Below are 12888 nucleotides of genomic sequence, written 5' to 3' on the forward strand. Positions count from 1 at the left end.
TCGAATTCACGACCGTGCGAGTGAAATACAGCGTTCCGCACTCTGAGGGGGGAGTTCGACATGAATCCGGGCGAGGGCGCCGCCACCGACCTGTATCGACGGGCCCGCACCGGCGACTTCCGGCTGGACGTCGCCACCGCGCGCCACTGCGCCGCAACCTTCCTGCGGTTCGCAGCCATGCTGGATCCGCAGATCGACCGCAGCCACCGAGTCCACACCCTCGGTGGCTTCGGCGATTTCGGGTCCGCCCGGCAATTGCGGCGCGGCTTCGAACGCAAGGGCCGCGACCTCACCGGCACGCTCACCGCGCTGCGGAGCTCCGCCGAGGACATGGCCGCGGCCTACCTGCTCGCCGCGGGCCTCATCCGCGCCACCGACGACACCCACTCCCGTGCCCTCCTGAGCGCCGCCGCGGGACTCTGACCCGCACCCCGCTCGATCGAAAGCGGTTGGATCAGCGCGGCTTCCAGTAGTTGTCGGGTCCCACCAGTTGCAGGATGGTGCGCGAGGGCGCGTCCAGGCTGGGCTGCAGCGAGGTGTCGACCTTCAGGTCGATCGACAGCGAATACGCCTCGTACAGGTACCGGTACTGCCAGCGACCCCAGCTGGAATAGGTTGCGGCCCACAGGGTATCGAGGTCGGACTGGCAGACGCTGGCGCCGATGCCCTGGGTGGGGCACCACACGTCCCAGGTCTGTTTCTGGCCCTTGAGGCTGGTGTAGATGGCCTCGGCCTCGGTGCTGGAGGGGAAGGCGAACACCTCCAGTGAGGTCATGAGCTTGTCGGACTTGTCGATGTAGGTGCCGGTCACCATCTGCACGCACTTGTTGGCCTGCAGCGCGGTCTTCACGTTCTGCGACATATTGCTCGCGACGCAGTCCTTCACGCCGGAGGAGCGGCGGGTGAACACCACGCCCTTGCTGTCGGTGAAGCTCGACGGGAGCAGGGCGTCGGCGGTGAACGGGGTCTTGTCGGTGCCCTGCTGGTTGAGGGTGGCCTTGTCGACCTCGGAGGTTCCGGCGGTGGACGGGGCGATACTGGTGGTGGTGGTGGTCGTCGTCGGTGCGGCGGTGGTGGAGCTCGAGCGCTTGGCGTCGTCGGTGGTCTTGTCGTCGCCGGAGAGCACGACCACGCCCACGCCGATGGCGATGACGAGGACCACCAGCAGGACGCCGAGGATCACCTTGAGGGCGGTATTGGTCGAATCCCGTTGGGGTGCACCCTGATGCGTCACCAGTGGCTGCGGCGCGGACCAACCGGTCGGTGAGGTGTGGGTCGGCGGCAACGGCGCCGTCAACGAGCCGACACCCGCCTGCGTCGGATACACCGCCCGCAGCGTGTCCCCCCACTCCTGCGCGGACGGCCGCGCGTCGGGCCCGAACCCGCCATTGCCGAAGGCCCGGTCGAACAGCGCCCGCACCCGCGGATCGAGATCGGCCGGCACGCCACCCGGCTGCCACGGCGCGCCGGGCGGACCCGCGCTGTCGGGCAGCAGGGTCCGGTACAGCAGCGCCGCCAGGTCGTACCGATCCTGGTACCGATCGCGCGCCCGGTCGGCGGGCATCAGCCCGGCGGTGTCGATGAGGTGGATCAGCGGCGCGGCGGGCTGCCACAACACGTTCTTGCCCGAGAGATCCCCGTGGATCAGCTGCCGTTCGTCCAGCACCCGCACGACCTCGCACAGCCGAACCGCCAGTCCCGCACGGAGATACGGCGTGGTCTGGCCCGGCGCGGCCCAGAGTTGATCCAGGGTGCGCGGCCTGCCGTCGGGTTGCAGATAGTCCCGGGGGATCAGCGGCAGGATCGCGCCGATCAGCGCCGCGTCGTGCTGGACGAGGTCGATCGGCCAGTTCACCGCCTCCGCCGCCCCGGACGCTCCGCCCGTGGTGGCGGCGAGCCCGGTCTGCCGCCCGAAAAGCATGGCCTGCCGGGCCCATTCGATCGCGTCCGGCGCGGTGACCGGGGTCCGGTAGAGCTTGTAGAGCCGCTGCTGCCCGCGTGGATCCCGGCAGAGGTACAGCACCGAGCGCGCGCCCGCGGCATAGAAGGGTTCGCCGTCGACGTCGTAGGACTCGCCGGACAGACCTGTGACAACCACCATCGAACAGCCCCCGCCCGATACCTGAGTTCCAGGCGAGTTTACCGGCCCGGGCGTCGCCACGCCCGGGCCTCGACGCAAGACACCGCTGACCGTCCCCTCATGACCCGGTCAGCGGTGTGGGTGCGGCCGCGCCGTTCAGCGCAGCGCCGCACGTCCTTTCAGGCGGCCCAGCAGCACCAGGGCGATGAGGGTGACCAGGACCAGCAGGGTGGTGCTGGCGGCGGCGTCGAAGACCGCGCCGCGGTCGGTGGCCGCGAAGATGCTCACCGGCACCGTCTTCCAGGTGGCCGGGTACACCATGATGGTGGCGCCGAGTTCGCCCATGGACAGGGCGATGGCCAGGCCGGCCGCGGCCCCGAGCGCGGGCAGCAGCAGCGGCAGCGTGATCCGCAGCAGGACGCGCACCGGTCCCGCGCCGAGGGATTCGGCGGCCTGCCGGTAGCCCGGATCGAGCCGGTCCAGGGCGGCGGAGACGCCGCTGAACGCGTACGCCAGCACCAGCACGGTGTGGGCCAGGATGACGATCCATTTGGTGCCGCCCAGCAGCAGCGGGCGCTCGTTGAAGGTGATGAGCACCCCGAGCCCGATCGCCACCGACGGCACCGCGACCGGCACGTGGAACACCGCGTCGGTGAGCCGCCGCAGCCAGGCCGGGGCCGCCAGCGCGGCCAGCGCCGCCCAGGTGCCGAGGATCAGTGAGAACAGGCTCGCCAGCAGGGCGGTCTGCAAGCTGACGGACAGGCTGGCGGACTCCTCGCCGGAGAGCGCCCGATCGAAGTTGGCGAAGCCGAGATCCGAGGGCAGCGGCCCGGTCCAGTGCCCGGCCAGCGCCGCGGCCACCACGGTCGCGATGGGCGCGACGAACACCACCGTGACGACGATCCCGAAGACCGCGAGCACCGCGGCCCGCCCGCGTCGCGTCCACACCAGCATGGGTCAGCTCTCCTTGCGCGCGCCGGTGAGGCGCGCGAACAGCAGTCGGTATCCGAGGTACAGGCTCAGCGACAACAGCACCTGCACCGAGGCCAGCACGGCCGCGCCGGGCAGGTCGAAGGTGACGATGCCGCGGGTGTAGATCAGCGCGGGCAGCGTGATCACGCCCTTGGCGCCGGTGAACAGCACGATGCCGAATTCGTTGAGCGTCAGCAGCAGCACCAGGCTGCCGCCCGCCGCCAGCGCGGGCCACGCCTCGGGCAGCACCACCTGCCGCAGCACCCGCCACGGCGAGGCCCCGAGACTGGAGGCCACATCCAGCTGCTCCCTGGGCAATTGGGCGAACGCCGCCAGCAGCGGCCGCACCACGAACGGCGTGAAGAAGGTGACCTCGGCCAGGATCACGCCCCACGGCGTGCTCAGGAAGTCCAATACCGGTTTCGTGCCGCCGGTGATCTGGTTGATCAACGCGTTCACTGCGCCCGCCGTCCCGTACAGGAACGTGAAGGCCAGCGTCACCAGGAACGACGGCAGCGTCAGCACCGAATCGATGAGCCGCCCCACCACCTGCGATCCGGGAAACGGCACGAACGCCAGCACGATCGCCAGGAACGTCCCCAGCACCACGCACCCCGCGGTCGAGCTGACCGCGATGGTGACGGTGCGCCACAGCGCATTCCGGAACGACTCCTCGGCCAGCACCTTCGACCAGGTCCCGGCCCCGCGTCCGGACTTGGTCTCGGTCGACTCGAGCAGCACCCGCGTGATCGGATACACCGCGATCAACAGCACGATGAGCACCGGCGGCAGGGTCCACAGCACCGGTCGCCACGACCGCCCCGGCGCTCGCGGCTCGGGAGGCGCTGCGGCAGCGGAGGATTCGAGCAGCGCGGTCATGCCCGCACCTCGGGAGCGTCCGCGGCGGCCGCGGTGCCGATGCCCGGCGGGATGAGGACGCCCGCCGGGTCGGCGAAGCGGACGCCGACGTGGTCGCCGGGGGCGATGTCGGTGTGGCCGAGGATGTCGGCGGCGAGTTCGGCGGGCAGGCCCGCGATATCGAGGTGCAGGCGGGTCGAGGCGCCCTTCCAGACACTGGTGATCACGGTGGCGCGCAGGGCGTCTCGTTCGGTGAGCGGGACGATGCGCACGGTGTGGGGACGGACGCAGAGCTGGGCTTCGGCGTTCGGGACCCAGTCGGGGCGGCCGATGCCGGGCGGAGGGGCGTCGGCGCGCAGCGTGTGCTCTCCGGCGGTGACCAGGGCCGCGGTGCCGGAGACGTGCTTGACCTCGCAGGCGATCAGGTTCGCGCCGCCGAGGAAGGAGGCGGTGAACTCGGTCGCGGGCCGCTGCCACAGGTTGCGGGCGGTGTCGATGTCGACCAGCCGGGCGTCGCGCATGACCGCGATGCGGTCGGCCAGCGCGAGCGCCTCGGACTGGTCGTGGGTGACGTACAGCATCGCCGTGTCGGGCAACGCTTGTCGCAGCTGCTGCAGTTCGCCGAGCATGTTCTGCCGCAGCTGCGCGTCCAGGGCGGCGAGCGGCTCGTCGAGCAGCAGCACCTTGGGCCGGATGGCCAGGGCGCGCGCGATGGCGACGCGCTGCTGCTGGCCGCCGGACAGTTCGCGCGGCAGCCGGTCGGCGTAGCCGCCCATGCCGACCATGTCGAGGGCTTCGGTGACGCGCCCCCCGATCTCGTTGCGCGCCACCCGATGTGCCTTCAGCCCGAAGGCCACATTGTCGCGCACCCGCATGTGCGGGAACAGCGCGTAGGACTGCACCACCACCCCGATCCCGCGCTTGGCGGGGGACAGGTCGGTGACGTCGCGGCCGGCCAGTCGCACCGCGCCCGAGGTGGGCCGGACGAATCCGGCCAGTGCCTTGAGCGCGGTGGACTTGCCGGAGCCGCTGGGACCGAGCAGCGCCACCGTTTCCCCCGCGGCGACGCGCAGGTTGAAATCGGCCAGTGCGACAGTCGATTTGCGACCGCGGCCGTAGGTGACACCGACCCGGTCGAACACGATGGCCGGTTCGGCGGTGGTGTCGGTGACCACCGTGGATGTCGTCAACGCGGAGGACATGGCTGCTGCTCCTGTGGGTGGGTTAGCTACCGGTGGCCTTGGTGTAGGCCGCCAGGTCGGCGTCGAGTTCGTCGAGGACCTTGGTCCAGTCCGGGTGCACGATCTCGACGTTCTTGATCACCTGCGCGGGCGACTGCGCGCCGGCGGCGGACGGCGCGGCGTCCTTCAGCTCCTGACGGGCGGGCACCGCGTAGGAGTCCGGCAGCGACTTCTGCGCGTCGGCCGACAGCAGGAAGGTCATCAGCTTCTTGCCCGCGTCCGAGTGCGGCGCGCCCTTGGCCAGACCCATCAGGTACGGCACCGCCACGGTGGACTGCTTGCCACCCGCCGCGGCCGGGAAGAAGACGTTGAACTTCGAGCCCTTCTCCTTCACGGTGGCCATGTTCATCTGCACATCGCCGTTGGCGACCAGGATCTCGCCCTTGTCGACCTTGGCCTGCAGCTTGCCGGTGGAGGAGGACGGGCCGACATTGTTGGCCTGCAGCTTTCCCAGGTAGTCCAGCGCGCCCTGCTTGCCCATCAGCTGCTGCAGCAGGATCAGCACCGCGGTGCCGTCACCGGCCTGACCGGGGGTGGAGTACTGCAGTTTGCCCTTGTACTCCGGCTTCAGCAGGTCGTCCCAGGTCAGCTTGGTGGAGTCGACCGAGGGGTTGGCGATGAAGCACAGGTAGTTGCCCGCCAGCGTCACCCACTTGCCGTTCGCGTCCTTGTCGGTGGCCGCGACGGCGGCGGTGTCCACGCCGCTGGCCTGCAGCAGACCCGACTTGTCGGCCTTCTGCATGAACGGCGGCAGCGTGACGACCACGTCGGCCTGCGGGTTGGACTGCTCCTTGTCGACGCGGCTCACGACCTCGGCGGAGCCGGCCTCGACCAGGTTGACCGCGATGCCGGTCTGGTCCTTGAACTTCGCGAACTGGGTCTTGTACCAGTCGCCGACGCCGTCGGCGGAGTAGACGGTGACCGTCTTGTCCCCGGTGTCGCCGGCGCCGGTGCCGCCGCAGGCGGTCAGGCTGAAGGCGACCGCGGTGGCGGAGGTCAGGATCAGGGCGGTCCGGGCGATGGTGCGTGCGAGGCGGTTGTTCGGATTACGCACGGTGACTGCAACTTTCAGTTCAGGGGACGTGACGGATCGTAGGAACTGGGGGTGGTCCGCGGCCCCGGCGAGGCGCGCCGGGGCCGCGGAATTCTCTAGCCGCGCTCGGCGAGCAGCAGCTGCGCGAACTCGGTGACCGAGGGCAGCACGTGGGTCGCGCCCGCGGCCCGCAACTGCTCCTCGGTGTGCGCGCCGGTGAGCGTGCCCGCGACGATGCGCGCGCCCGCGGCCAGACCGGTGGCGATGTCGCTGGACGTATCGCCCAGCACCGCCACGCGATCCACGGCGTCGATCTCCAGCCGCAGCACCGCGGTGAGCACCATGTCCGGGTAGGGGCGGCCGCGACCGGCGTCCGAGGGCGCCAGGGTCAGATCCGCGATGTCGTTCCAGCCCAGCGCGTTCAGCAGCTTGTCCTGCGTCTCCCGGCTGAACCCGGTGGTCAGCGCCACCTTGATCCCGGCGGCCCGCAACGCGGAAATAGCCTCCGCGGCACCGGGAATCGGCGTCACCCCGGCCGCCTCGGCGAGCTCGGTGTAGGCGGTCTCGAAGGCGCGGTTGGCGGCCTGGGCGCGCTCCTCGTCGCCGAGCAGCGTGCGGAAGCACCAGATCTTGGACTGACCCATGGTGTCTTGCACGAACTTCCGGGCGGCCTCGCGCTCCGGGCCCTCGGCCGGCACGCCCGCGGCGGTGACGGCCACCTCGAACGCCTGCTCCACCAGCCCGTCGTCGGCCACGGTGGTGCCCGCCATGTCGAAGACGGCGAGTTCGATCTGCTTGTCGGACACGATGATTCCTTTGGTGAGGTTCGTTCAGAGCTCGAGCAGGTCGGCGGTCTGTTCGCCGAGCGCGGGGCCCAGCGTCATCCCGCGCCCACCCGGACCGGTGATGACCCACACGCCGTCCGCGGCCTGCGCGCGGGTGACGATGGTGCCCGGATCGATGGACTGGCTGTACACGCCCGCCCAGCGCCGCACGATCGGCGGCAGCTTGCGGCCCAGCAGCTCCTCCATCACGCCGGTGAGGTGCTCGTAGGGGGCCTCGTCCACGTCGAAGGTGAACGGCTCGTCGTATTCGTGGGTGTCGCCGATGGTGAGCCCGCCGTGCAGGCGCTGCACCGCCAGCAGCTGCATCTTGTGCTGGGCGGCCGTGAACGGCTGCGCCTCTTCGCGATTGAGCCGGTCCAGTTCCGGTCCGGCGAAGGCCGGGTAGTAGCGGAAGCTGTCGCCGTCGGCGATGGCGGTGGTGAGCGGTTCGCCCAGGGGAGCGGTCTGCATCATCTGCAGCCGCACCCGGCGCACCGGGATGTCGCCGACGAGTTCGCGGGTCAGGCCGGTGTGCGCCGCGCCCGGGCAGACCAGCACCAGGTCGCCCTCGTGGCGGCGGCCGCGGTCGTCGATCACGGTGGTGCCGGTGACGGTGCGGGCCTCGGTGCCGGCGAAGAAGCTGTAGCGGCCGCTCGCCTCCATGTAGCGGCGCAGCGCGGGCAGCGCCTGCCGGGACTCCACGGCGGCATCGGTCGAACAGTGCAGGCCCGCGAGGAATTTGCCGCGCAGCGCGGGGTTGAGCGCGCGCACCCGCTCCGGGTCGAGCAGTTCGAAGCCGCGTTCGGCGGCCGAGGGGTTCGCCAGGGCGGCCTCGGCGACCGCGAGCTCGTTCTCGCTGCGGACCAGGGTGATCGAGCCCGCGGACCGGAAGCCCACGCCCGGCACCTTGCCGCCGATCTCCTCCCACAGCTGCCGGGATCGCAGCGTGAGTTCCAGTTCGTTGGCGCTGCGTCCCGAGACCCACACCAGACCGAAGTTGCGCACGGTCGCCCCGCGCGCCTCCACCTCACGTTCGAGGTGGACTACTTCGTGGCCGCGCCCGATGGCGGCGAGAGCGTGGGCGGTACCGAGGATCCCTCCGCCGATGATGACCAATCGCATGGGAGTCATCGTGGGCAATGGTCTAGACCGTGGGGTGTTGCCCATGGAAACGCTGGGTTAATAATTGGTATAGACCAATATTGTGTACGCTGGAGCCATGGACACGAGGGAGGCCGCCGGGGTGGAAGACCAGGTGGGACACGGTCGTTCGGGAACCGGAAACGCCGGTGCGGGAACGGAATCCGCGCCCGCGGGCCGCATGCCCAAGTCGTACCGCGTGCGCGCGGAACTGGAGGCGCTGCTGAGTGAACTCTCCGAGGGCGACCCGGTGCCCTCCGAACGCGAACTCGCGCTGCGCTGCGGCGTCGCCCGCGAGACCGTCCGCCAGGCCGTGCGGGAACTGCTGGTGGAGGGCCGCATTCGCCGGCAGGGCCGCGGCACCGTGGTCTCGCGCCCGAAGATGGTGCAGCCCTTGTCCTTGCGCTCCTACACCGAGGGCGCGATCAAGTTCGGCCGCAAGCCCGGCCGGCTGCTCGTCGACTGGTCCGACGTTCCCGCCGACCCCGACACCGCCCACGACCTCGCGGTGCGGCCGGGCACCCAGGTCATGCACCTGGAGCGGATCCTGCTCGCCGACGGCGAGCGCATCGGCCTGGAGAGCACCTGGATGCCGTTGCACCGCTTCGCCGTGCTGCGCGAGTTCTACGACCCGCAGACCTCGCTGTACGCGGCCACCCGCGGCATGGGCGTGGTCTACGCCGGAGCCACCGAGCGCATCGAGACGGTGCTGGCCTCCCCGCGCGAGGCCGCCCTGCTGGAATGCACCACGGCCCTGCCGATGCTGCTGCTGCACCGCCGCAGCATCGACGGGGAGGGCGTGCCGATCGAACGCGTGCGCTCGCTCTACCGCGGCGACCGGATCGCCTTCCAGGCCAGGCTCACCGACTACTGAGCCCGCGATCAGCCCAGCTGCGGAGCCACTTTCGCGCCCAGCAGCTCGATGCTGTGCAGCACCTTCTCGTGCGGCAGCGTGCCGACGCTGGTGTGCAGCATGAACCGGTCCAGTCCGAGGGTGTCGCGCACCTCGGCGATCTTCTCGGCGACGTAGTCGGGCGTGCCCACGAACAGCGACCCGCTCTGCGACCGCAGCGCGTCGAACTGCTGCCGGGTCATCGGACCCCAGCCGCGCTCGCGCCCGATGCCGGTCATGGCCCGCGCGTAGGACCCGTAGAAGTCCTCCACTGCCTGCTTGTCGGTGTCGGCGATGTAGCCGTGCGCGTGCACCGCCACCGGCTGCGGCTCGTGCCCGCCCTCGGCCAGCGCCCGGTGGTACAGGTCCACCAGCGGCTTGAACCGCGCCGGCTGCCCGCCGATGATGGCGATGGCCAGCGGCAGGCCCAGGAGTCCCGCGCGCACAACGGATTCGGGGCTGCCGCCGACGGCGATCCACACCGGCAGCGGCCGGTTCTCGGTGCGCGGATAGACGATGGCGTTGTCCAGCGGCGCGCGGAACTTGCCCGACCAGGTGACCGGTTCGTCCTCGCGGAGCTTCAGCAGTAGCGCGAGCTTCTCCTCGAAGAGCTCGTCGTAGTCGTTCAGGTCGTAGCCGAACAGCGGGAACGATTCGATGAACGAGCCACGCCCGGCCATCAATTCGGCGCGGCCGTTCGACAGCCCGTCCAGGGTCGCGAAGTCCTGATACGCGCGCACCGGGTCGGCGGAGCTGAGCACGGTGACCGCGCTGGTGAGCTGGATGCGCTCGGTGCGCGAGGCGATGGCGGCCAGCACGACGGCGGGGGAGGAGGCGGCGAAATCCTTGCGGTGATGCTCGCCGACGCCGTAGACGGCCAGCCCGGCCTGTTCGGTGGCCACGGCCTCCTCGACCACCTGCCGCAGTCGTTCGCCCGCGGTCGGCACGGGTCCGTCGCCGCCGACGGGATGTGTTTCGGCGAATGTCGTGAGTCCCAGTTCCACGGCGTTTGCCCCTCTCGAGTCTTGTTGCCAAGTCAACTGTGAGGATAAACGGACCATGGTCCGGAAGAATTCCCGCAGGCGTGGACCTGGGAATCCCACCATTCGGACCGGCAGATAGTCTGGTACCCATGTCTGTGCGCACCCGCAAGCCCCTCGCACCCGGCACGCAGTCGCCCATTCGCGAGGTCCCCAAGAACATCGAACGGCCGGAGTACGTCTGGAAGAAGACGGTCAACGAAGGCCGCGAACCCTGGGTGCAGACCGCGGAGACCATCGACAAGATGCGGATCGCGGGCAAGATCGCCGCGCAGGCCCTGGAAGAGGCGGGCAAGGCTGTCGCGCCGGGTGTCACCACCGACGAGCTCGACCGGATCGCCCACGAGTACATGCTCGACCACGGCGCGTACCCGTCGACCCTGGGCTACAAGGGATTTCCCAAGTCCTGCTGCACCTCGCTGAACGAGGTCATCTGCCACGGCATCCCCGACTCGACCGTGATCGAGGACGGCGACATCGTCAATATCGACGTCACCGCCTACATCCACGGCGTGCACGGCGACACCAACAAGACCTTTCTCGCCGGTGACGTGGACGAGGAGGTGCGCCTGCTGGTCGAGCGCACCGAGGAGGCCACCAAGCGGGCCATCAAGGCGGTCAAGCCGGGTCGCGCGCTCAATGTGATCGGCCGCGTCATCGAGGCCTACGCCAACCGCTTCGGCTACGGCGTGGTCCGCGACTTCACCGGCCACGGCGTCGGGCCCACCTTCCACTCCGGCCTGGTCATCCTGCACTACGACCAGCCCTCCGTGGAGTCGGTCATCGAGCCGGGCATGACCTTCACCATCGAGCCCATGATCAATCTGGGCGGTATCGACTACGAGATCTGGGACGACGGCTGGACCGTGGTCACCAAGGACCGCAAGTGGACCGCCCAGTTCGAGCACACTCTCGTCGTCACCGACGAGGGCGCAGAGATCCTGACGCTGCCGTGAAAATCGCCATGCCCCAGCGGGGCGTCACCACGCGCGGCATCGGCTCCCGCGGCCCTCGCCGCAAGCCCTCCCGTTTCCTGCCCCCGAACCCCCGGGACGAGGGCCTGGGCGCCCTGCGCGCCACCATGCGCCGCCACGTCGAGCTCTCCGCCGGCCGGCCGGTGGACGACGCCGAGAACCAGGACGTCGTCGCCGACACCCGCGGCGACTACGACAACCGCGACGCCTACACCAGCAGCGGCCGCGACCACTACGTCTACCGCCCGCGGGCGGAGTACAGCACGCCGTGAGTCGGCGCGAGTGAAGGGTGCGCTGCTGGTCGCCGGAACCACCTCCGACGCGGGCAAAAGCGTTGTGGTGGCGGGGCTCTGCCGGATGCTGGCGCGGCGCGGGGTGCGGGTCGCGCCGTTCAAGGCGCAGAACATGTCCAACAACTCCGTCGTCACCCTCGACGGCGGCGAGATCGGGCGGGCGCAGGCTTTGCAGGCGCGGGCCTGCGGGCTCGAACCCAGCGTGCGGTTCAATCCGATCCTGCTCAAGCCGGGCAGTGATCGGCGGTCGCAGCTCGTGGTGCGGGGCAAAGCCGTCGACACCGTCGGGGCCAAGGACTATTTCCGGCATCGACGGGAACTGCGAACCGTCGTCGCCGAGGAATTGGCCGCGCTGCGTGACGAATTCGATGTGGTGATCTGTGAGGGCGCGGGTTCACCCGCCGAGATCAATTTGCGGGCAACCGATCTCGCGAATATGGGATTGGCGCGCGCCGCCGATCTTCCGGTCGTGGTGGTCGGCGACATCGATCGCGGCGGCGTGCTGGCCCATCTTTTCGGCACCGTCGCGATTCTGGAACCCGAAGACCAGCAACTGATCTCGGGATTCATCATCAACAAATTCCGCGGCGACCTCGACCTGCTGCGGCCCGGCCTGGATCAGCTCACCGCGCTCACCGGCCGGCCCACGCTCGGCGTCATCCCCTTCGCCGAGGACCTGTGGATCGACGCCGAGGACTCCCTCGGCACCGTCGCCGACGCCCCCGTGGGCCGCTCCCGGCCGCCGCTGGGCCGCGACTGGCTGACCGTGGCCGCCATCCGCCTGCCGCGCATCTCCAACTCCACCGACGTCGAGGCCCTGGCCTGCGAGCCCGGCGTCTCGGTGCGCTGGGCCGATGACCCGTCCCGCCTCGCCGGGGCCGACCTGGTGGTGATCCCCGGCAGCAAATCCACCGTCAGCGACCTGGAGTGGTTGCGCCGCACCGGAATCGCCGACGCCCTCACCGCCCGCGCGGCCGCGGGCGGCCCCATCCTGGGCATCTGCGGCGGCTACCAGATGCTGGCCCGCACCATCGTCGACCGCGTCGAGTCCGACGCGGGGACCGTCACGGGCCTGGGCCTGCTGGACCTGGACATCGAGTTCGCCGATCCGAAGGTGCTGCGCCGCTCCGGCGGCCGGGTCCTGGATCGCGCCGGTGACGCCGATCTCCCCGTGCACGGCTATGAGATCCACCACGGCCGCGTCACCCGCACCGCCGACCGGCCCTGGTTCGAGCTCGACGGCACGCCGGAAGGCAGTGTGCGCGCGCCGGTGTGGGGCACGCACCTGCATGGCGCCCTGGCGGCGGACGAGTTTCGCCGGGCCTGGCTGCGCGAGGTCGCCCAGCGCGCGGGACGCGCCGATTTCGTTGTCGCCGAGGATGTCTCGGTCGACGAGGTGCGCGCCGCCCAGCTCGACCTGCTCGCGGACCTGATGGAGAAGCACCTCGATCCGGACGCGCTCGAGCGTCTGATCGACGCGGGCGCGCCCCCGGATCTCCCGACGCTGACCGTGGGACGGTGACCCCGGTGACGGTGAACCG

Annotated in this window: 13 protein-coding genes; 5 read left to right on the top strand and 8 right to left on the bottom strand. The window is 70.2% G+C overall.

Annotated elements, in window-relative coordinates; genetic code table 11:
* Window positions 1-60: 60 nt before the first annotated feature.
* Window positions 61-423: a hypothetical protein gene (locus ABZ382_RS24285; RefSeq protein ID WP_357092808.1), complete on the top strand. Its 363-nt coding sequence runs from the start codon at window positions 61-63 to the stop codon at window positions 421-423.
* Between the two features lie 31 nt (window positions 424-454).
* On the opposite strand, the gene ABZ382_RS24290 is transcribed toward ABZ382_RS24285, so the two are convergent.
* From ABZ382_RS24290 to ABZ382_RS24320, 7 genes are all read right to left on the bottom strand, one after another.
* Complete coding sequence (locus tag ABZ382_RS24290) at window positions 455-2101, bottom strand: hypothetical protein (RefSeq protein ID WP_357092810.1); 1647 nt, start codon at window positions 2099-2101, stop codon at window positions 455-457.
* A gap of 135 nt (window positions 2102-2236) precedes the next feature.
* Window positions 2237-3034 (bottom strand): ABC transporter permease subunit, encoded by a 798-nt coding sequence (locus ABZ382_RS24295; protein ID WP_357092813.1) that lies wholly within the window; start codon window positions 3032-3034, stop codon window positions 2237-2239.
* Between the two features lie 3 nt (window positions 3035-3037).
* On the bottom strand, window positions 3038-3931 hold the full coding sequence (locus tag ABZ382_RS24300; protein WP_357092816.1) for a 2-aminoethylphosphonate ABC transporter permease subunit: 894 nt from the start codon (window positions 3929-3931) through the stop codon (window positions 3038-3040).
* Entirely contained in the window at window positions 3928-5112 is a 1185-nt protein-coding gene (locus ABZ382_RS24305; RefSeq protein WP_357092819.1) for an ABC transporter ATP-binding protein, read from the bottom strand. Before ABZ382_RS24305 ends, ABZ382_RS24300 begins: the two co-directional genes overlap by 4 nt.
* A 22-nt stretch (window positions 5113-5134) precedes the next feature.
* Entirely contained in the window at window positions 5135-6172 is a 1038-nt protein-coding gene (locus ABZ382_RS24310; RefSeq protein WP_357093375.1) for a 2-aminoethylphosphonate ABC transporter substrate-binding protein, read from the bottom strand.
* A 128-nt stretch (window positions 6173-6300) separates the two neighbouring features.
* Window positions 6301-6990 carry a phosphonatase-like hydrolase gene (locus tag ABZ382_RS24315; protein WP_357092822.1) on the bottom strand — a complete coding sequence of 230 codons (690 nt, stop codon included), beginning with the start codon at window positions 6988-6990 and terminating at the stop codon, window positions 6301-6303.
* A gap of 24 nt (window positions 6991-7014) precedes the next feature.
* Window positions 7015-8130, bottom strand: coding sequence for a TIGR03364 family FAD-dependent oxidoreductase (locus tag ABZ382_RS24320; protein WP_357092825.1), 1116 nt, complete (start codon window positions 8128-8130; stop codon window positions 7015-7017).
* Between the two features lie 199 nt (window positions 8131-8329).
* On the opposite strand from ABZ382_RS24320, the gene ABZ382_RS24325 reads away from it, so the two are divergent.
* On the top strand, window positions 8330-9022 hold the full coding sequence (locus ABZ382_RS24325) for a GntR family transcriptional regulator (RefSeq protein ID WP_357093378.1): 693 nt from the start codon (window positions 8330-8332) through the stop codon (window positions 9020-9022).
* An 8-nt stretch (window positions 9023-9030) separates the two neighbouring features.
* Here ABZ382_RS24325 and ABZ382_RS24330 read toward each other — a convergent pair whose 3' ends face one another.
* A complete protein-coding gene (locus ABZ382_RS24330) occupies window positions 9031-10044 on the bottom strand; it encodes an LLM class flavin-dependent oxidoreductase (RefSeq protein ID WP_357092828.1) in 1014 nt (337 codons plus the stop codon).
* 128 nt (window positions 10045-10172) lie between these two features.
* Here ABZ382_RS24330 and map point away from each other — a divergent pair, with 128 nt between their 5' ends.
* The 3 genes from map to ABZ382_RS24345 are packed head-to-tail and all read left to right on the top strand — an operon-like array spanning window position 10173 to window position 12869.
* Window positions 10173-11036, top strand: coding sequence for a type I methionyl aminopeptidase (gene map, locus ABZ382_RS24335; RefSeq protein WP_357092831.1), 864 nt, complete (start codon window positions 10173-10175; stop codon window positions 11034-11036).
* Entirely contained in the window at window positions 11033-11326 is a 294-nt protein-coding gene (locus tag ABZ382_RS24340; RefSeq protein ID WP_357092834.1) for a hypothetical protein, read from the top strand. Before map ends, ABZ382_RS24340 begins: the two co-directional genes overlap by 4 nt.
* A gap of 10 nt (window positions 11327-11336) precedes the next feature.
* Entirely contained in the window at window positions 11337-12869 is a 1533-nt protein-coding gene (locus ABZ382_RS24345; RefSeq protein WP_357092837.1) for a cobyric acid synthase, read from the top strand.
* The last annotated feature ends 19 nt before the right edge of the window (window positions 12870-12888 follow it).

This window comes from Nocardia sp. NPDC005825 (assembly GCF_040630175.1).
Classification (GTDB): Bacteria; Actinomycetota; Actinomycetes; order Mycobacteriales; family Mycobacteriaceae; genus Nocardia.

What these genes read in the sequence shown, in the direction of transcription:
- ABZ382_RS24285 (WP_357092808.1), top strand. Translation starts at nt 61, where the DNA reads ATGAATCCGGGCGAGGGCGCCGCCACCGACCTGTATCGACGGGCCCGC.
- ABZ382_RS24290 (WP_357092810.1), bottom strand. Translation starts at nt 2,101, where the DNA reads ATGGTGGTTGTCACAGGTCTGTCCGGCGAGTCCTACGACGTCGACGGC.
- ABZ382_RS24295 (WP_357092813.1), bottom strand. Translation starts at nt 3,034, where the DNA reads ATGCTGGTGTGGACGCGACGCGGGCGGGCCGCGGTGCTCGCGGTCTTC.
- ABZ382_RS24300 (WP_357092816.1), bottom strand. Translation starts at nt 3,931, where the DNA reads ATGACCGCGCTGCTCGAATCCTCCGCTGCCGCAGCGCCTCCCGAGCCG.
- ABZ382_RS24305 (WP_357092819.1), bottom strand. Translation starts at nt 5,112, where the DNA reads ATGTCCTCCGCGTTGACGACATCCACGGTGGTCACCGACACCACCGCC.
- ABZ382_RS24320 (WP_357092825.1), bottom strand. Translation starts at nt 8,130, where the DNA reads ATGCGATTGGTCATCATCGGCGGAGGGATCCTCGGTACCGCCCACGCT.
- ABZ382_RS24325 (WP_357093378.1), top strand. Translation starts at nt 8,330, where the DNA reads ATGCCCAAGTCGTACCGCGTGCGCGCGGAACTGGAGGCGCTGCTGAGT.
- map (WP_357092831.1), top strand. Translation starts at nt 10,173, where the DNA reads ATGTCTGTGCGCACCCGCAAGCCCCTCGCACCCGGCACGCAGTCGCCC.